This is a genomic window from Neisseria sp. LACPHL-SPEC-2024-00856 (genome assembly GCF_047915665.1).
GTDB lineage: Bacteria > Pseudomonadota > Gammaproteobacteria > Burkholderiales > Neisseriaceae > Neisseria > Neisseria polysaccharea.
Window position 1 is genome coordinate 15550 of record NZ_JBLRPR010000013.1, and the last position, 18372, is coordinate 33921.

The 18372-nt window shown below is 53.8% G+C and carries 14 protein-coding genes and 1 pseudogene; 12 read left to right on the forward strand and 3 right to left on the reverse strand.

Annotated elements, in window-relative coordinates; genetic code table 11:
- Positions 1-221: 221 nt before the first annotated feature.
- Positions 222-2258 (reverse strand): M3 family metallopeptidase, encoded by a 2037-nt coding sequence (locus ACNAU7_RS09555; protein WP_416302092.1) that lies wholly within the window; start codon positions 2256-2258, stop codon positions 222-224.
- A gap of 87 nt (positions 2259-2345) precedes the next feature.
- Positions 2346-3218 (reverse strand): mechanosensitive ion channel domain-containing protein, encoded by an 873-nt coding sequence (locus ACNAU7_RS09560; RefSeq protein ID WP_416302084.1) that lies wholly within the window; start codon positions 3216-3218, stop codon positions 2346-2348.
- Positions 3219-3483: 265 nt separating this feature from the next.
- Here ACNAU7_RS09560 and gyrB point away from each other — a divergent pair, with 265 nt between their 5' ends.
- The gene (gyrB, locus tag ACNAU7_RS09565; protein WP_416302085.1) at positions 3484-5874 is read left to right on the forward strand and encodes a DNA topoisomerase (ATP-hydrolyzing) subunit B; all 2391 of its coding nucleotides are present in this window, start codon (positions 3484-3486) and stop codon (positions 5872-5874) included.
- Positions 5875-6145: 271 nt separating this feature from the next.
- Positions 6146-6751: pseudogene (locus tag ACNAU7_RS09570) on the forward strand (serine dehydratase beta chain); the annotation flags it as partial.
- Between the two features lie 84 nt (positions 6752-6835).
- Here ACNAU7_RS09570 and ACNAU7_RS09575 read toward each other — a convergent pair.
- Positions 6836-7267 (reverse strand): EamA family transporter, encoded by a 432-nt coding sequence (locus tag ACNAU7_RS09575; protein ID WP_003761693.1) that lies wholly within the window; start codon positions 7265-7267, stop codon positions 6836-6838.
- 177 nt (positions 7268-7444) lie between these two features.
- On the opposite strand from ACNAU7_RS09575, the gene ACNAU7_RS09580 reads away from it, so the two are divergent.
- From ACNAU7_RS09580 to porB, 10 genes are all read left to right on the forward strand, one after another.
- Positions 7445-9121 (forward strand): formate--tetrahydrofolate ligase, encoded by a 1677-nt coding sequence (locus ACNAU7_RS09580; protein WP_416302086.1) that lies wholly within the window; start codon positions 7445-7447, stop codon positions 9119-9121.
- A 113-nt stretch (positions 9122-9234) separates the two neighbouring features.
- A complete protein-coding gene (gene ychF / locus ACNAU7_RS09585; RefSeq protein WP_308085570.1) occupies positions 9235-10326 on the forward strand; it encodes a redox-regulated ATPase YchF in 1092 nt (363 codons plus the stop codon).
- A 266-nt stretch (positions 10327-10592) separates the two neighbouring features.
- On the forward strand, positions 10593-12473 hold the full coding sequence (locus ACNAU7_RS09590) for an acyltransferase family protein (protein WP_416302087.1): 1881 nt from the start codon (positions 10593-10595) through the stop codon (positions 12471-12473).
- A 61-nt stretch (positions 12474-12534) separates the two neighbouring features.
- A complete protein-coding gene (gene tyrS, locus ACNAU7_RS09595) occupies positions 12535-13830 on the forward strand; it encodes a tyrosine--tRNA ligase (protein ID WP_416302088.1) in 1296 nt (431 codons plus the stop codon).
- Positions 13831-13846: 16 nt separating this feature from the next.
- A complete protein-coding gene (locus ACNAU7_RS09600; protein ID WP_275068414.1) occupies positions 13847-13978 on the forward strand; it encodes a hypothetical protein in 132 nt (43 codons plus the stop codon).
- 180 nt (positions 13979-14158) lie between these two features.
- Entirely contained in the window at positions 14159-14299 is a 141-nt protein-coding gene (locus tag ACNAU7_RS09605) for a hypothetical protein (RefSeq protein WP_416302089.1), read from the forward strand.
- A complete protein-coding gene (truA, locus tag ACNAU7_RS09610) occupies positions 14296-15099 on the forward strand; it encodes a tRNA pseudouridine(38-40) synthase TruA (protein ID WP_416302090.1) in 804 nt (267 codons plus the stop codon). The genes ACNAU7_RS09605 and truA overlap by 4 nt, the downstream gene beginning before the upstream one ends.
- Before the next feature lie 122 nt (positions 15100-15221).
- Entirely contained in the window at positions 15222-15461 is a 240-nt protein-coding gene (locus ACNAU7_RS09615) for a hypothetical protein (RefSeq protein ID WP_002227726.1), read from the forward strand.
- A complete protein-coding gene (locus ACNAU7_RS09620; RefSeq protein WP_002214977.1) occupies positions 15449-15772 on the forward strand; it encodes a type II toxin-antitoxin system PemK/MazF family toxin in 324 nt (107 codons plus the stop codon). The genes ACNAU7_RS09615 and ACNAU7_RS09620 overlap by 13 nt, the downstream gene beginning before the upstream one ends.
- A 530-nt stretch (positions 15773-16302) precedes the next feature.
- A complete protein-coding gene (gene porB / locus ACNAU7_RS09625) occupies positions 16303-17361 on the forward strand; it encodes a trimeric porin PorB (RefSeq protein WP_416302091.1) in 1059 nt (352 codons plus the stop codon).
- Positions 17362-18372: the final 1011 nt, after the last annotated feature.

The window sequence follows — 18372 nt, forward strand, 5'->3', positions numbered from 1 at the left end:
AATATTCCGTCATTCCCGCGAAAGCGGGAATCTAGAACGTAAAATCTAAAGAAACCGTTTTATCCGATAAATTTCCGCACCGACAGACCTGGATTCCCGCCTGCGCGGGAATGACGGGATTTTGGCTTACTGTTTTTGTGAAAATGGCGAAACCGCGCAAATGCTGATGCCGTCTGAAACACTGTTTGATTGTTTCAGACGGCATTTTTTGTTCACATCGATCAAGCCGCGTTGTCGAAGCCGCTGTGGCGCAAGAGTGCGTCTATGCGCGGTTCGCGCCCCCGGAAGGCTTTGAAGGATTCTGCCGCGCCGCGCGATCCGCCGACGGCGAGGATTTCTTGCCAAAAGCGTTTGCCTGTGGCGGCAATGTCGCCGCTTTCTTCAAAGGCGGCGTATGCGTCCGCGCTCAATACTTCCGCCCACGCGTAGCTGTAATAGCCTGCGGAATAGCCGCCGGCGAAGATGTGGCCGAAGCTGTTAGCGAAGCGGTTGTATTCGGGCGGTTGGATGACGGCGACTTCTTTGCGCACGCTGTCTAAAACCTGTTGCCAGTTTTTCAGACGGCATTCGTCGCTTTCGCTGTAAATCAGCATATCGAAGAGGGCGAACTCCATTTGGCGGACGAGGAACATTCCGCGTTGGAAGTTTTTGGCGGCAAGCATTTTGTCGAACAGCCCTTCCGGCAATACCGCGCCGGTTTCTTCGTGGGCGGACATTTGCGCCAAAACGCCGTATTCCCAGACGAAGTTTTCCATAAACTGGCTGGGCAGTTCGACCGCGTCCCATTCTACGCCGTTGATGCCGGATACGCCCAGTTCGTCCACTCGGGTGAGCAGGTGGTGCAGGCCGTGTCCGGTTTCGTGGAAGAGGGTAAGGATTTCGTCATGGCTCAGGCGGGCTTCTTTGCCGCCGACGGGCGGGGTGAAGTTGCAGACGAGGTAGGCGGTGGGCAGTTGCAGCGTGCCGTCTGAAAAACGGCGGCGGCCTTTGTAGTCGTTCATCCACGCGCCGCCGCGTTTGCCTTCGCGTGCGTACAAATCCATATAAACGCCGCCTATGGTTTCGCCGTTTTGTTGCAATTCAAAATAGCGCACGTCTTTGTGCCAGACGGGGACGGTTTTTTCGGTAAATCCGATGCCGTAAAGTTTTTTGATTTGGGCGAACAGACCTGCCAGGACTTTGCCGACGGGGAAGTATTTTTTGACTTCGGTTTCGCTGAACGCGTATTTGGCTTCGCGCAGTTTTTCGCCGGCATAGCTTAAATCCCACGGCTGCGGATCGGCGAGGTCGAGGTGTTCGCGGGCGAAGGCTTTGACTTCGGCGAGGTCTTTTTCGGCGTAGGGTTTGGCGCGGCGGGCGAGGTCGTGCAGGAAGTTTAAAACTTGTTCGGGCGTATCCGCCATTTTGGTTGCCAGCGACAGTTCGGCGTAGTTTTTGAAACCGAGCAGTTTGGCGGTTTTCAGCGCGTTTTCGAGGGTGCGGTCGATGTTGGCGGTGTTGTCGAATTTGCCTTCGTTTGCGAGTTCGCTGGCGCGGGTAACGTAGGCGCGGTAGATTTGTTCGCGCAGTTCGCGGTTGTCGGCGTATTGGATGACGGCGAGGTAGTGCGGAATCTGCAAACCGATTTTGTAGCCTGTTTTGCCTTCGCTTTGCGCGGCGGCGGCAAACATGGCGAGCGCGTCTTCGGGAATGCCGGCAAGCGGTGCGGCATCGTCAAAGTAAATGCCGAAGGCGTCGGTCGCGTCTAGGACGTTTTGGGAGAATTTGGCGGAGAGTTGCGCGCCTTCGGTTTGCAGTTTTGCCAGTTCTGCCTGCTGTTCGGGCGGCAATTCCGCGCCGCTCAATACGAAATCGCGCAGGTCGTGGTTGAGCTTGGTTTTTTGTGCGGGGGAGAGGGTGTCGAACTCGGGGGAGTTTTTGATGGTTTTGAAGCGGTTGTACAGCTCGATGTCTTGTCCGATTTCGGTAAAGAAGGCGGTGATTTCAGGCATTAATTCATTGTAGGCGGCGCGCAGTTCGGGCGTGTCGGCAACGGAATTGAGATGCGACACCACGCCCCAAATCCTGCCGACGCGTTCGGTGATGCCGGTCAGGGGTTCGACGGTGTTTGCCCAGCCGGTGTGCGTTTGGGCTTTGATGGCGGCGATTTGCGCGCGCGCTTCGGCGATGGCGGTTTGGACGGCGGGTTTGATGTCTTCGGTTTTGATTTGGTCGAAACGGGGTTCTTCGCCCAAATGGAGCAGTGCGTTGTCAGTCATAGGATGGGTTTCCTTTGTGTGTTGTGCTTCAGACGGCATATCGGCAATATGCCGTCTGAAGCCGGAAATGGTGCCGGCCGGGGAAAGTTAAAGTGTTTCGGAGTCGGCGGGATGATTTAACAGGCGGTATTGTACGCGCAAAAATTCGTCCATGACGGCCTGTTGGATTTCCAGCCGCTTTGAAACGGGGGAGGCGAAGCGGACGATGATGCGGTATGCCTTGTCGTCGTACGGCACGCGGGTAACGCGCGGTCTGGCGGCGGGCGTGATAAACAGTTTTTCCGCCTGCACGTTTTCCAAATGCCGCTGGATGGCGGGGATGTAGGGCGCGCACAAGGGCTCGAGTACGGCTTTCAGACGGCATACGGCTTCATCCGAATCCAAATGGATGGGAACAGGGATTTCGACCGTATGGATGACATAGTCGCCCAAAATATTGTCGCGGCGCACGGGGTGGTTCAACAGCAGGCTGTTGGGGAAAGAAACGGTGGTTCCCGCAAGCTGTCCGACCAAGGGGTTCGGGCCGACCTGCATCATCAGCGTGTTCAACAGGTTGATGTCGACCACGCGCCCGCGCAGGCCGTTGATTTCGATATAGTCGCCGACCGAGTATTGCTGGGTGGCAGACCTTAAAATACTGCCCGACAGACACATAATCAGTTCTTTTGTCGCCACGACGACCGCCGCCGCCACCGCAAACATCGACAAAGCCAGCGTTTGAATTTGCGCCGACCAGATAAATGCCAGCGAAAACAGCACCAAAAGCAGCGTTATATTGCGGCTGGCAACCAAAAACCGCCGCTTGCTTTCGATGCCGAAATCCGGATGCCGTCTGAAGTGGATGTTCAACAGAAGGGCGCGCGCCAGCAGCAAAGCCGCGACCGCCGCCACGGATTCGGCCGCCTCCGCACGTATCGGGACGGCATCGAGCCAAGTGTCCAACATATTCCATATTTCCATTTCCGCGCCCCTGTCCGAAAAGTATAGGGTGTAGATTTTAGTGGCAAAAAAACGCTTTTGCCACTTTGCCGGCAAATCCCGCGCCCGTACCGGCCGCCAATGCGCCGCCCGCCCTTTCAGACGGCATCCGGATGCGGATAACGCTGAATCAGGCGGCGAAATCGGCTATAATACACAATTATATACGCCGTCCCGCCCGCTTTTTCCACAAGGCGCGGACTGTTTTGGCGGCATCGCAAAATCTTTTCAAAATCCGGCAAAAAATATGACTGAACAAAAACACGAAGAATACGGCGCCGACAGCATCCAGGTGCTCGAAGGCTTGGAAGCGGTACGCAAACGCCCCGGTATGTACATCGGCGACACGCAGGACGGCAGCGGCCTGCACCATATGGTGTTTGAAGTATTGGACAACGCCATCGACGAAGCACTCGCCGGACATTGCGACAAAATCACCGTTACCATCCACGCCGACCATTCCGTCAGCGTCGCCGACAACGGGCGCGGTATGCCTACCGGCATCCACCCGAAAGAAGGGCGTTCCGCCGCCGAAGTCATCATGACCGTATTGCACGCAGGCGGCAAGTTCGACAACAACAGCTACAAAATCTCCGGCGGTCTGCACGGCGTGGGTGTGTCCGTCGTCAACGCGCTGTCCGACTGGGTAACGCTGACCATCTACCGCGACGGCAAAGAACACTTCGTCCGCTTCGTGCGCGGCGAAACCGAAGAGCCGTTGAAAGTGGTCGGCGATTCCGACAAAAAAGGCACGACCGTGCGCTTCCTCGCCAGTACGGAAACCTTCGGCAACGTCGAATACAGCTTCGACATCCTTGCCAAACGCATCCGTGAACTTTCTTTCCTGAACAACGGCGTGGACATCGAATTGACCGATGAACGCGACGGCAAACACGAAAGCTTCGCCCTTTCCGGCGGCGTGGCGGGTTTCGTGCAATACATGAACCGCAAAAAAACGCCGTTGCACGAAAAAATCTTCTACGCGTTCGGCGAGAAAGACGGCATGAGCGTCGAATGCGCGATGCAGTGGAATGACAGCTACCAAGAAAGCGTGCAGTGTTTTACCAACAACATTCCGCAACGCGACGGCGGCACCCACTTGACCGCGTTGCGCCAAGTGATGACCCGCACCATCAACAACTATATCGAAGCCAACGAAGTCGCCAAAAAAGCCAAAGTGGAAACCGCAGGCGACGATATGCGCGAAGGTTTGACCTGCGTGTTGTCCGTCAAACTGCCCGACCCCAAATTCTCATCGCAAACCAAAGACAAACTGGTTTCCGGCGAAATCGGCCCCGTTGTCAACGAAGTCATCAGCCAAGCCCTGACCGACTTCCTCGAAGAAAATCCGAACGAAGCCAAAATCATCACCGGCAAAATCGTCGATGCCGCCCGCGCGCGCGAAGCCGCCCGCAAAGCACGCGAAATCACCCGCCGCAAAGGCGTGATGGACGGCTTGGGACTGCCCGGCAAACTCGCCGACTGCCAAGAAAAAGACCCTGCCTTGTCCGAGCTTTATCTGGTCGAGGGCGATTCCGCAGGCGGTTCCGCCAAACAAGGCCGCGACCGTAAATTCCAAGCCATTTTGCCGCTCAAAGGCAAAATTTTGAACGTCGAAAAAGCCCGTTTTGAAAAAATGCTTGCCAGCCAAGAGGTCGCGACCCTGATTACCGCGCTGGGTGCAGGCATCGGCAAAGAAGAGTTCAACCCCGAAAAACTGCGTTACCACCGCATCATCATCATGACCGATGCCGACGTGGACGGCGCGCACATCCGCACCCTGCTCCTGACCTTCTTCTACCGCCAAATGCCCGAACTGCTCGAGCGCGGCTACATTTACATCGCCCAGCCTCCGCTCTACAAAGCCAAATACGGCAAGCAGGAGCGTTACCTCAAAGACGAATTGGAAAAAGACCAATGGCTGCTCGGCCTTGCCTTGGAAAAAGCCAAAATCGTTTCAGACGGCCGCACCATCGAAGGCGCAGAACTTGCCGACACCGCCAAACAATTCTTGTTGGCAAAAACCGTTATCGAACAGGAAAGCCGCTTCGTGGACGAACTCGTCCTGCGCGCCATGCTGTACGCGTCGCCCGTCGATTTGACGTCGTCTGAAAACGCCGATAAAGCCGTTGCCGAACTTTCCGGTTTGCTCGACGAAAAAGAAGTCGCCCTCGAACGCATCGAAGGTCATGAAGGACACCAGTTCATCAAAATCACGCGCAAGCTGCACGGCAACGTCATGGTCAGCTACATCGAACCCAAGTTCCTCAACAGCAAAGCCTACCAAACCCTTACCCAAACCGCCGCCGCGCTCAAAGGCATGGTCGGCGAGGGCGCCAAGCTTTACAAAGGCGAAAACGAGTACGACGTGGACAGCTTTGAAGCCGCTTTGGACATCTTGATGAGCGTTGCCCAAAAAGGTATGTCCATCCAACGATACAAAGGCTTGGGCGAGATGAACCCCGAGCAGCTTTGGGAAACCACGATGGATCCCGCCGTGCGCCGCCTGTTGAAAGTGCGCATCGAAGATGCCATCGCCGCCGACGAAGTGTTCGTTACGCTGATGGGCGACGAGGTCGAACCGCGCCGCGCCTTTATCGAAAACAACGCGCTGATTGCCCAAAATATCGACGCATAAGTGCCATTTTAAAAAAAGGAGACGGGCAGCTTGCCGCGTCTCCTTTTGGTTTGTCAAACGGAAGCCATGCTGTCTGAAACCGCCTTTCGGAGCAAAACCATAATCAGCATTTTTGATATAGTGGATTAACAAAAATCAGGACAAGGCGACGAAGCCGCAGACAGTACAAATAGTACGGAACCGATTCACTTGGTGCTTCAGCACCTTAGAGAATCGTTCTCTTTGAGCTAAGGCGAGGCAACGCTGTACTGGTTTAAATTTAATCCACTATATTTTCAAAATCGGTATCGGCCCTTCTAGTCCGCATACGGTCGGCCCGATGAAGGCCGCCGCCTTTGCCGCAGGCTTGGACGCGCAAACCGCCCGCATCGCCATCGACATTTACGGCTCGCTTGCACTGACCGGATACGGACACGGAACGTTCGACGCGCTGATGCTCGGTTTGGAAGGCAGCCTGCCGCACGACATCCCGCTTGCCGGCATTCCCGAACGCCTCGGACGCATCCGCACGCAGCACATCCTCTGCCTCAACGGGCAAGAAATCTGCTTCATCCCCGACCGCGACCTGAACATACTCGGCAATCAAGTGCTGCCCAAACACCCCAACGGCCTGCGATTTACCGCCTATGCTTCAGACGGCACGGTATTGAAGGAACAGGTTTATTATTCGGTCGGCGGCGGATTTGTCGTTACCGAAGAAGACTTCGAGCGGCAGTCGGAAACGGAAAAAGCCGTTCCTTATCCTTACAACAGTTGTGTCGAGCTGCTTGCCCGATGCCGTCTGAACTGGCTCGACATCTCCGAAGTCGTGTTGGCAAACGAAGCCGCGTTTGCCGGACTCGCTGCCACGCTCCGGAAAAAAGCCGTCCCCGTATCCGTGTCGAGTGCTGAGGATGGACAGAAACGGAAATGCCGTCTGAAAACAGTTTTTCAGACGGTATTTCATTTATTTCTTGCGGCTTTACCGTTTCAGTGCCAGCGTCAACACGCCCGCCGTTACCAGCCCCAAGCCTATCCATTCCTGCGTACTGGGGCGTTCGTCCAAGAAAACCACCGCCATCAGCGCGACCAAGACTAGGCTGAATTTGTCGACGGGGGCGACTTGCGAGGCGTTGCCCAGTTGCAGGGCTTTGAAGTAGGCGAGCCAGGATGCGCCGGTGGCGAGTCCGGATAGGATGAGGAATGTCCAGTTGCGGCCGGTAAAGCCGTTCACGCCCTGCCATTTGCCGGTGTAGGTTAAAAACAGTACCAAAGCGGCAAGGATGACCAAGGTGCGGATAAAGGTGGCGAAATCTGAATCTATGCCCTGTAAACCCATTTTGGCGAAAATGGCGGTCAATGAGGCGAAGCCTGCCGATGCCAATGCCCAAAACAGCCATGCGTTGCTGCCCATGTTTTTTCCTTTGTTTCAAATTGTTGACAATATGAATCCGCTTGTTGATGAAATATCAAAATTTTCACTGCGGTTTGTCTTTGGAAAACGTTATAATAGAACGAATATTCTTTTTCTTCCAGCCGTCTTTATTGTATTGTTTCAGACGGCCTTTCCCTCTCTCAATAAAGGAAAATCATGAGCTTCAAAACCGATGCTGAAATTGCCCAGTCTTCCACCATGCGCCCGATTGGTGAAATTGCCGCCAAGCTGGGTTTGAACGTTGACAACATCGAGCCCTATGGTCATTACAAAGCCAAAATCAATCCTGCCGAAGCGTTTAAACTGCCGCAAAAACAAGGCCGTCTGATTTTGGTTACCGCCATTAACCCGACTCCGGCGGGCGAAGGCAAAACCACCGTAACCATCGGTTTGGCGGACGCATTGCGCCATATCGGCAAAGACTCTGTGATTGCTTTGCGCGAGCCTTCTTTGGGTCCGGTGTTCGGAGTGAAAGGCGGCGCGGCAGGCGGCGGCTATGCCCAAGTTTTGCCGATGGAAGACATTAATCTGCACTTTACCGGCGACTTTCACGCCATCGGTGCGGCGAATAACCTGCTCGCCGCCATGCTCGACAACCATATCTACCAAGACAACGAGTTGAACATCGATCCGAAACGCGTCCTGTGGCGTCGCGTGGTCGATATGAACGACCGCCAGTTGCGCAACATCATCGACGGTATGGGCAAACCTGTTGACGGTGTGATGCGTCCTGACGGTTTTGATATTACCGTTGCCTCCGAAGTGATGGCGGTATTCTGCCTTGCCAAAGACATCAGCGATTTGAAAGAGCGTTTGGGCAACATCCTCGTCGCCTACGCCAAAGACGGCAGCCCCGTTTACGCCAAAGATTTGAAGGCACACGGCGCGATGGCGGCCCTGCTCAAAGATGCGATTAAGCCCAATTTGGTGCAAACCATCGAAGGCACGCCCGCCTTCGTACACGGCGGCCCGTTCGCCAACATCGCCCACGGCTGCAACTCCGTAACCGCAACCCGTCTGGCGAAACACCTTGCCGATTACGCCGTAACCGAAGCAGGCTTCGGCGCGGATTTGGGCGCGGAAAAATTCTGCGACATCAAATGCCGCCTTGCCGGTTTGAAACCCGACGCAGCCGTCGTCGTCGCCACCGTCCGCGCTTTGAAATACAACGGCGGCGTGGAGCGTGCCAACCTCGGCGAAGAAAACCTCGAAGCCTTGGCAAAAGGTTTGCCCAACCTGCTGAAACACATTTCCAACCTGAAAAACGTATTCGGACTGCCCGTCGTCGTCGCCATCAACCGCTTCGTGTCCGACTCCGATGCCGAGTTGGCGATGATTGAAAAAGCCTGTGCGGAACACGGCGTTGAAGTTTCCCTGACCGAAGTGTGGGGCAAAGGCGGCGCGGGCGGCGCGGATTTGGCGCGCAAAGTCGTCAACGCCATTGAAAATCAAACCAATAACTTTGGTTTCGCCTACGATGTCGAGTTGTCCGTCAAAGACAAAATCCGTGCGATTGCCCAAAAAGTGTACGGCGCGGAAGATGTCGATTTCAGCGCGGAAGCGTCTGCCGAAATCGCCTCGCTGGAAAAACTGGGCTTGGACAAAATGCCGGTCTGTATGGCGAAAACCCAATATTCCCTGAGCGACAACGCCAAACTTCTGGGCTGCCCCGAAGGCTTCCGCATTACCGTGCGCGGCATTACCGTTTCTTCCGGTGCGGGCTTCATTGTTGCGTTGTGCGGCAATATGATGAAGATGCCGGGTCTGCCGAAAGTTCCGGCTGCCGAGAAAATCGATGTGGACGAACACGGCGTGATTCACGGCTTGTTCTGAACGGTTTTTGAAACCGGATGCCGTCTGAAGCCGTTTCAGACGGCATTTTTTCGGAACGCGGGCGGCGGTATGCTATAATCCTCCGTTAAATTTCTCTATTTTCAGGAAAAAACATGAGTTTGAAATGCGGCATCGTCGGTTTGCCCAACGTCGGCAAATCCACCCTCTTTAACGCGCTGACCCAGTCGGGTATCGAAGCGGCAAACTATCCTTTCTGTACCATCGAACCCAACGTCGGCATCGTCGAAGTGCCCGATCCGCGTATGGCCGAATTGGCGAAAATCGTTAATCCGCAAAAAATGCAGCCCGCCATCGTCGAGTTCGTCGATATTGCCGGCTTGGTTGCAGGCGCGAGCAAAGGCGAAGGCTTGGGCAACCAGTTCCTTGCCAACATCCGCGAGACTGACGCGATTGTTAACGTCGTACGCTGCTTTGACGACGACAACATCGTCCACGTTTCCGGCAAAGTCGATCCGATTGCCGACATCGAAACCATCGGCACAGAGTTGGCACTTGCCGACCTGGCAAGTGTCGAAAAAGCCATCGTCCGTGAAGAAAAACGCGCCCGCTCCGGCGACAAAGACGCGCAAAAACTGGTCGAACTGTGTAAAAAACTGCTGCCGCATCTGGACGAAGGCAAACCCGTGCGTTCCTTCGGTTTGGACGCGGAAGAACGCGCGATGCTCAAACCGCTGTTCCTGCTGACCGCCAAACCTGCGATGTATGTGGGCAACGTTGCCGAAGACGGTTTTGAAAACAATCCGCACCTCGACCGCCTGAAAGAATTGGCAGCAAAAGAAAACGCCCCCGTCGTTGCCGTTTGCGCCGCGATGGAAAGCGAAATTGCCGAATTGGAAGACGACGAAAAAGCCGAGTTTCTCGCCGAAATGGGCTTGGAAGAACCCGGCCTGAACCGCCTGATTCGTGCCGGCTACGACCTCTTGGGCCTGCAAACCTACTTCACCGCCGGTGTCAAAGAAGTCCGCGCCTGGACCATCCACAAAGGCGACACCGCCCCGCAAGCCGCCGGCGTGATTCATACGGATTTTGAACGCGGCTTCATCCGCGCCCAAGTGATTGCCTACGATGATTTTGTCTCGCTCGGCGGCGAAGCCAAAGCCAAAGAAGCCGGCAAAATGCGTGTGGAAGGTAAGGAATACGTCGTGCAGGATGGGGATGTGATGCACTTTTTGTTTAACGTGTAACCCAAATGCGGCAGGTTTTCAGACGGCTTTGCCGGAAATGCCGTCTGAAGCCGGTTTTGGTGGTTTTCAGCGTTTCCCGTACCGCCGGAATGCGGCCGTATCAAAATAAAATCCCGCCCGCACGATTTGCCGCCACCGATTCCTGCAAAACAAACCGCCTGCCTCGCTGTTACAAAAAGCCGTCTGGCATTCCGAATATCCCGAGCCCCGATACAAAATGACCTTTCAGACGGCATTTGCGCCGCCGCGATGAAAGCAAAAACATTATGAGCCAAGCCTTACTCTACCGTCCGGACATCGACACATTGCGCGCCGCCGCCGTCTTGTCCGTCATCGTGTTCCATATCGAAAAAAATTGGCTGCCGGGCGGGTTTCTCGGTGTCGATATATTTTTCGTGATTTCAGGCTTTTTGATGACGATGATTCTTCACCGCGAAATGTCGGGGGGGGGGGGGAGGTTTCCACTGAAGACATTTTATATCCGCCGCATTAAGCGGATTTTGCCCGCATTTTTCGCCGTATTGGCGGCAACGCTGGCAGGCGGCTTCTTTTTATTCACCAAAGACGATTTCTTTCTTTTGTGGAAATCCGCGCTGACCGCCTTGGGTTTCGCCTCCAACCTGTATTTTGCAAGGGGGAAGGATTATTTCGCTCCCGCGCAGGAAGAAAAGCCCCTGCTGCACATTTGGTCTTTGTCGGTCGAAGAACAATTTTACTTTGCCTTTCCGATATTGCTGCTGCTTGTCGTCCGCAAAAGCCTGCGCGTACAGTTCGGCTTCCTCGCCGCACTGTGTGCCTTAAGTCTTGCCGCTTCCTTTATACCTTCCGCGTTCGATAAATATTACCTGCCCCACCTGCGCGCCTGCGAATTACTGATAGGATCGCTGACCGCCGTATGGATGCGCTGCCGGCAACAGCGGCAACCCGCTATCGGCAGACGCTGTGCCGCCGCCGGCGTATTGTTTGCCGTGTGCATATTGTCAACCTGCCTGTTTTCCTATTCGGAACAAACCGCCTATTTCCCGGGACCCGCCGCTTTGATTCCCTGTCTGGCTGTTGCCGCGCTGATTTATTTCAATCATTACGAACACCCGCTTAAAAAATTTTTCCAATGGAAAATCACTGTTGCCGCCGGTTTGATTTCCTATTCGCTTTATCTGTGGCATTGGCCGATATTGGCCTTTATGCGCTATATCGGCCCGGACAACCTGCCGCCTTATTCAACAGCGGCAGCAATCGTCCTGATATTGCTGCTTTCCCTGATTTCTTATCACTGCATTGAAAAGCCGTTTAAAAAATGGAAAGGTTCGTTCGCACAATCCGTTTTATGGATTTATGCCTTGCCTATGCTCATTTTGGGGGCGGGCTCGTTTTTCGCGATGAGGCTGCCGTTTATGGCGCAATACGACCGCTTGGGGCTGACGCGTTCCAACACCTCCTGCCACAACAATACCGTCAAACAATGCCTGTGGGGGGATACGGAAAAACAGCCGGAGCTGCTGGTTTTGGGCGACTCCCACGCCGACCATTACAAAACATTCTTCGATGCCGTGGGTAAAAAAGAAAAATGGTCTGCCACTATGGTTTCCGCCGACGCCTGCGCCTATGTTGAGGGCTACGCGTCCCGCGTGTTCCAAAACTGGGCCGCCTGCCGCGCCGTTTACCGCTATGCCGAAGAACACCTGCCCCGGTATTCAAAAGTGGTTTTGGCGATGCGCTGGGGCAGCCAGATGCCCGAAAACAGCCGCTCCCTTGCCTACGATGCCGGTTTTTTCCAAAAATTCGACCGTATGCTGCACAAACTCTCGTCCGAAAAACAAGCCGTTTACCTGATGGCGGACAACCTTGCCTCGTCTTACAACGTACAACGTGCCTATATCTTGTCTTCACGCATACCGGGCTACCGCCAAACCCTGCATCCGGACGACGAAAGCACCCTGAAAGCCAATGCCCGCATCAGGGAATTAGCAGCCAAATACCCCAACGTCTATGTTATTGATGCCGCCGCCTATATCCCCGCAGATTTCCAAATCGGCGGATTGCCGGTTTACTCGGACAAAGACCACATCAACCCTTACGGCGGCACAGAATTGGCAAAGCGTTTTTCCGAAAAACAACGGTTTCTCGATACGCGCCACAACCATTGATTCGCTTAAATTTGTTACAATCGGCGGTTTGCAAAAACGCTAATTTTTTTGAAAGAGACCGATGAGCGTCATCCAAGACCTACAATCGCGCGGCCTTATCGCGCAAACTACCGACATCGAAGCCTTAGACGCTTTGTTGAACGAACAAAAAATTGCCCTTTATTGCGGCTTCGACCCGACCGCCGACAGCCTGCACATCGGACACCTGCTGCCCGTATTGGCATTGCGCCGCTTCCAACAAGCCGGCCATACGCCGATTGCATTGGTGGGCGGCGCGACCGGCATGATCGGCGACCCCAGCTTCAAAGCCGCCGAACGCAGCTTGAATTCCGCCGAAACCGTTGCCGGCTGGGTAGAAAGCATCCGCAGCCAATTAACCCCTTTCTTGAGCTTTGAAGGCGGAAACGCCGCCATTATGGCCAACAACGCCGACTGGTTCGGCAAAATGAACTGCCTCGACTTCCTGCGCGACATCGGCAAGCATTTCTCCGTCAACGCCATGCTGAACAAAGAATCCGTCAAACAGCGCATCGACCGCGACGGCGCAGGCATTTCCTTCACCGAGTTCGCCTACTCCCTGCTGCAAGGCTACGACTTTGCCGAGTTGAACAAACGCCACGGCGCGGTTTTGGAAATCGGCGGCTCCGACCAATGGGGCAACATCACCGCCGGTATCGACCTGACCCGCCGCCTGAATCAAAAACAAGTGTTCGGCCTGACCCTGCCTTTGGTTACCAAATCAGACGGCACCAAATTCGGCAAAACCGAAGGCGGCGCGGTGTGGCTGAACGCGAAAAAAACCTCGCCCTATCAGTTCTACCAATTCTGGCTGAAAGTCGCCGATGCCGATGTGTATAAATTCCTGAAATACTTTACCTTCCTGTCCATCGAAGAAATCGATGCCATCGAAGCGAAAGACCAAGCCAGCGGCAGCAAGCCCGAAGCGCAACGCATCCTCGCCGAAGAAATGACCCGCCTGATTCACGGCGAAGAAGCCCTTGCCGCCGCGCAACGCATTTCCGAAAGCCTGTTTGCCGAAGACCAAAGCAGCCTGACCGAAAGCGACTTCGAGCAGCTCGCCCTCGACGGCCTGCCTGCATTTGAAGTTTCAGACGGCATCAATGTCGTCGAAGTCTTAGTTAAAACCGGTTTGGCATCCTCCAATAAAGAAGCGCGCGGCTTTGTGAACAGCAAAGCGGTATTGCTCAACGGCAAACCTGCCGAAGCCAACAACCCCGACCACGCCGCCGAACGCCCCGACGATGCCTGCCTACTGACCGACGAACACAAACGTTTCGGCAAATACACCATCCTCCGGCGCGGCAAACGCAACCACGCGCTTTTGGTTTGGAAATAATCCGGTTGCCGCAGAAATGCCGTCTGAAGCTTTCAGACGGCATTTTTATCAAATGCAAAACACCCTGCGCCTGCCGATATGCCGTCATTTCCACGCAGGCGGGAATCCGGAATTGTCCATACAGCAAGCCCACCATGCGGATTGCTGACCCTACCAATCCTACACCGTTCTCATAGACTCAAATCAATACGGAAACTGATATGCCGTCATTCCCGCGCAGGCGGGAATCTAGACTTGTCGGCACGGAAACTTATCGGATAAAACGGTTTCTTTAGATTCCGCATCCTAGATTCTCGCCTGCACGGGAATGACGATGCAGGTATTTCTGATGATTCGGCAAACTGTAGCAACTGTATTTTTCACCCCGAACATCTCCCCAAACAACGCCGCGCGCCTCGGGCGTTTGCCGTTTCCCTGCAAAATCTGCGATACAATGCCGTCTGAAACCCACCGGCAGAATCCGCAATGAACACACAACCCCCCGACACACAACGCTGGGCACTGACCCTATCTTACGACGGCAGCCGTTTTTACGGCTGGCAGAAACAGGCTGGCGGCGTACCGACCGTTCAGACGGCATTGGAAACCGCACTCGCCCAAATCGCAGGAGAATCTGTCGCCACCACCGTTGCCGGCAGAACCGATACCGGCGTTCATGCGACTGCCCAAGTCGTTCATTTTGATACTGCCGCCGTCCGTCCGGTTCAGGCATGGGTGCGCGGCGTAAATGCCCACCTGCCCGAAGGCATTGCCGTTTTGCACGCTCGACAGGTCGCCCCCGAATTTCACGCCCGCTTCGACGCATACGGACGGCATTACCGCTACCTGCTCGAATCCGCCCCCGTCCGTTCCCCCCTGCTCAAAAACAGGGCAGGCTGGACACACCTCAAACTCGACATCGGGCCGATGCGCCGGGCTGCCGCCTATTTGATTGGCGAACAAGACTTCTCCAGCTTCCGCGCCGCCGAGTGCCAAGCAAAATCTCCCGTCAAAACCATTTACCGCGCCGACCTTACCCAAAGCGCAGGACTCGTCCGCCTCGATTTGCACGGCAACGCCTTTTTGCACCACATGGTACGCAACATCATGGGCGCGCTCGTTTATGTCGGCAGCGGCAGACTCAGCGTCGAAGGCTTCGCCGCACTGATTCAAGAACGCAGCCGCCTCAAAGCCCCGCCGACCTTCATGCCCGACGGGCTTTACCTGACCGGCGTCGACTATCCCGAGGCATACGGCATCATCCGTCCCCAAATCCCCGAATGGCTTTAAAACATTCTTGTCGCGGAGATTTTGAAATCGGACAAACTGTCAGGCAATCTTTTTCAATGTTGACACTACCTCATCAAGGTAATAACATTGTTATTACATAAGCTGGTAAATAGGGTACGTATATGATTCTCAACATACGCAAAATGGGAAACTCGCAAGGAGTGATTCTGCCCAAATCATTATTGAGTCAAATAGGGGCAGTGGACAGCTTGGCTGTTACAGTTGAAAAGGGCAATATTATTTTAAGCTGTCCTACCGTTCGCAGGGGATGGGCAGAAGCTGCCGCAATGCTTGTCGAAACCGAGCAGGAGCATTTTTTTTCCGAAATTGAAAACGAAGCGGATAAAGAATGGATATGGTAGTACGCGGCGGAATCTATCTGGTCTCCTTAGACCCGACCGTAGGAAGCGAAATCAAAAAGACACGTCCTTGTGTCGTAGTATCTCCTCCTGAAATACACAACTATCTCAAGACTGTGCTGATCGTTCCTATGACGAGCGGAAGCCGTCCTGCCCCGTTCCGCGTCAATGTCCGCTTTCAGGATAAAGACGGTTTGCTTTTGCCCGAACAGATTAGGGCTGTGGATAAAGCCGGATTGGTCAAACATCTTGGAAATTTAGACAACAGTACGGCTGAAAAACTGTTTGCAGTATTGCAGGAAATGTTTGCCTGATTGAATAGTCTGAATGGATTGTGTTCATTATCCTGCCGCAGGGTCGGGTTTTACACTCGCCCGCAATCTTTTCCTCCTTTCAGACGGCATTCAAAACGGAAAACCTTGCTGCCGCCATTTTTACCGGCAGGAGTCTGAACCTGTCGGTTCAGACGGCATTTTATTGTAGGGGCGGATTTCACATCCGCCCGTTCCGAAAGAAACCGCGTGTGCGGTTTTTGCTGTCTTTATAACCCCCGGTTTGCAATGCCCTCCAATGCCTTCCCAAGTAAGTGTTGTAAAAATGCAAATCTTAAAAATTTTAAATAACCATATGTTATAAAACAAAAAATATTCATAATATCTCTATCCGCCCTTCAAAATGCACATCGGATTCCACACAAAAACAGGCAGAAGTTTGTTTTTTCAGACAGGAACATTTATAGTTTCAGACATGAAATCGCCGAACCCCTCGGCGGTAGGTGTAAAGCCTAAGCGGATTGGAAAGTTAGGTCTGCTTAAATTTCTTAACTACGAAAAGGAATACAGCAATGAAAAAATCTCTGATTGCTCTGACTTTGGCAGCTCTGCCTGTTGCAGCGATGGCTGACGTTAGCCTGTACGGTACAGTTAAAGCAGGTGTAGAAGTTTCTCGCGTAAAAGAACACGGCGAAAAATCCAAAACTGCAACCCAAATTGCCGACTTCGGTTCTAAAATCGGTTTCAAAGGTCAAGAAGACTTCGGCAACGGCGTGAAAGCCATTTGGCAGTTGGAACAAAAAGCCTCTATCGCCGGCACTAACAGCGGCTGGGGTAACCGCCAATCCTTCATCGGCTTGAAAGGCGACTTCGGTACCGTCCGCGCCGGTAATCTGAACACCGTATTGAAAGACAGCGGCGACAACGTCAATGCTTGGGAATCTAGTTCTAACACCGAAGATGTACTGGGACTGGGTACTATCGGTCGTGTAGAAAGCCGTGAAATCTCCGTACGCTACGACTCTCCCGTATTTGCAGGCTTCAGCGGCAGCGTACAATACGTTCCGCGCGACAATGCGAATGATAAGGATAAATACGACCATAAGCTGTCCAGCCGTGAGTCTTACCACGCCGGTCTGAAATACGAAAATGCCGGTTTCTTCGGTCAATACGCAGGCTCTTTTGCCAAATATGCTGATTTGAACGATGAGGCAAAACGTGTTGCAGTAGGTACTGCAAGTGCCCATGCTGTTAAGGATTACCAAGTACACCGCGTAGTTGCCGGTTACGATGCCAATAACCTGTACGTTTCTGTTGCCGGTCAGTATGAAGCTGCCAAAAACAACGATTCCGATATTGGTAAAAAAGACGAGCAAACTCAAGTTGCCGCTACTGCCGCTTACCGTTTTGGCAACGTAACACCTCGCGTTTCTTACGCTCACGGCTTCAAAGCTAAAGTGAATGGCGAGAAAGTAGCAAGTTACCAATACGACCAAGTTATCGTTGGTGCCGACTACGACTTCTCCAAACGCACTTCCGCTCTGGTTTCTGCCGGTTGGTTGAAACAAGGCAAAGGCGCAGAAAAAGTCGAAAAAACTGCCAGCATGGTTGGTCTGCGTCACAAATTCTAATCTGAAAAGATTGGTGTAAAAAAAGCCTGTCGAAAGACAGGCTTTTTTATTTGAAATGATTCGTTTGCTATTTAATGCGGCAGCCTTCATTCCCACGAGAGTGGGCATTTATCGGGAAAGCAGAAACTTCTCCGCCGTCATGCCCGCGCAGGCGGGAATCCGAACACGTCCGCATGGAAACCTGCATCCCGTCATTCCCACGAAAGTGGGAATCCAGAACGCAGGGCTGAAGAAACCGTTTTATCCGATAAGTTTCCGCACCGACAGACCTAGATTCCCGCCTGCGCGGGAATGACGAATCCATCCATACGGAAACCTGCACCGCGTCATTCCCACGAACCTGCATTCCGTCATTCCCACGAAAGTGGGAATCTAGAACGCAGGGTTGAAGAAGCCATTTTATTTGATAAGTTTCCGCCCCGACAGACCTAGATTCCCGCCTGCGCGGGAATGACGAATCCATCCATACGGAAACCTGCACCGCGTCATTCCCACGAACCTACATTCCGTCATTCCCACAAGAGTGGGCATTTATCGGGAAAGCAGAAACTTCTCCGCCGTCATTCCCGCGCAGGCGGGAATCTAGGATGCGGAATCTCAAGAAACCGTTGCACCCGATAAGTTTCCGCCCCGACAGACCTAGATTCCCGCCTGCGCGGGAATGACGAATCTATCCGCACGGAAACCTGCACCGCGTCATTCCTACGAACCTACATTCCGTCATTCCCACGAAAGTGGACATTTATCGGGAAAGCAGAAACTTCTCCGCCGTCATTCCCGCGCAGGCGGGAATCTAGGATGCGGAATCTCAAGAAACCGTTTTATCCGATAAGTTCCTGCACCGACAGACCTAGATTCCCGCCTGCGCGGGAATGACGAATCCATCCGCACGGAAACCTGCACCGCGTCATTCCTACGAACCTACATTCCGTCATTCCCACGAAAGTGGGAATCCAGGACGCAGGGCTGAAGAAACCGTTTTATCCGATAAGTTTCCGCACTGACAGACCT

What these genes read in the sequence shown, in the direction of transcription:
- ACNAU7_RS09600 (WP_275068414.1), top strand. Translation starts at nt 13,847, where the DNA reads ATGCCGTCTGAAGCTTTCAGACGGCATTTTTATCAAATGCAAAACACC.
- ACNAU7_RS09615 (WP_002227726.1), top strand. Translation starts at nt 15,222, where the DNA reads ATGATTCTCAACATACGCAAAATGGGAAACTCGCAAGGAGTGATTCTG.
- ACNAU7_RS09620 (WP_002214977.1), top strand. Translation starts at nt 15,449, where the DNA reads ATGGATATGGTAGTACGCGGCGGAATCTATCTGGTCTCCTTAGACCCG.
- ACNAU7_RS09590 (WP_416302087.1), top strand. Translation starts at nt 10,593, where the DNA reads ATGAGCCAAGCCTTACTCTACCGTCCGGACATCGACACATTGCGCGCC.
- porB (WP_416302091.1), top strand. Translation starts at nt 16,303, where the DNA reads ATGAAAAAATCTCTGATTGCTCTGACTTTGGCAGCTCTGCCTGTTGCA.
- ACNAU7_RS09580 (WP_416302086.1), top strand. Translation starts at nt 7,445, where the DNA reads ATGAGCTTCAAAACCGATGCTGAAATTGCCCAGTCTTCCACCATGCGC.
- ACNAU7_RS09555 (WP_416302092.1), bottom strand. Translation starts at nt 2,258, where the DNA reads ATGACTGACAACGCACTGCTCCATTTGGGCGAAGAACCCCGTTTCGAC.
- ACNAU7_RS09575 (WP_003761693.1), bottom strand. Translation starts at nt 7,267, where the DNA reads ATGGGCAGCAACGCATGGCTGTTTTGGGCATTGGCATCGGCAGGCTTC.
- ychF (WP_308085570.1), top strand. Translation starts at nt 9,235, where the DNA reads ATGAGTTTGAAATGCGGCATCGTCGGTTTGCCCAACGTCGGCAAATCC.
- tyrS (WP_416302088.1), top strand. Translation starts at nt 12,535, where the DNA reads ATGAGCGTCATCCAAGACCTACAATCGCGCGGCCTTATCGCGCAAACT.
- ACNAU7_RS09605 (WP_416302089.1), top strand. Translation starts at nt 14,159, where the DNA reads ATGATTCGGCAAACTGTAGCAACTGTATTTTTCACCCCGAACATCTCC.
- ACNAU7_RS09560 (WP_416302084.1), bottom strand. Translation starts at nt 3,218, where the DNA reads ATGGAAATATGGAATATGTTGGACACTTGGCTCGATGCCGTCCCGATA.
- truA (WP_416302090.1), top strand. Translation starts at nt 14,296, where the DNA reads ATGAACACACAACCCCCCGACACACAACGCTGGGCACTGACCCTATCT.
- gyrB (WP_416302085.1), top strand. Translation starts at nt 3,484, where the DNA reads ATGACTGAACAAAAACACGAAGAATACGGCGCCGACAGCATCCAGGTG.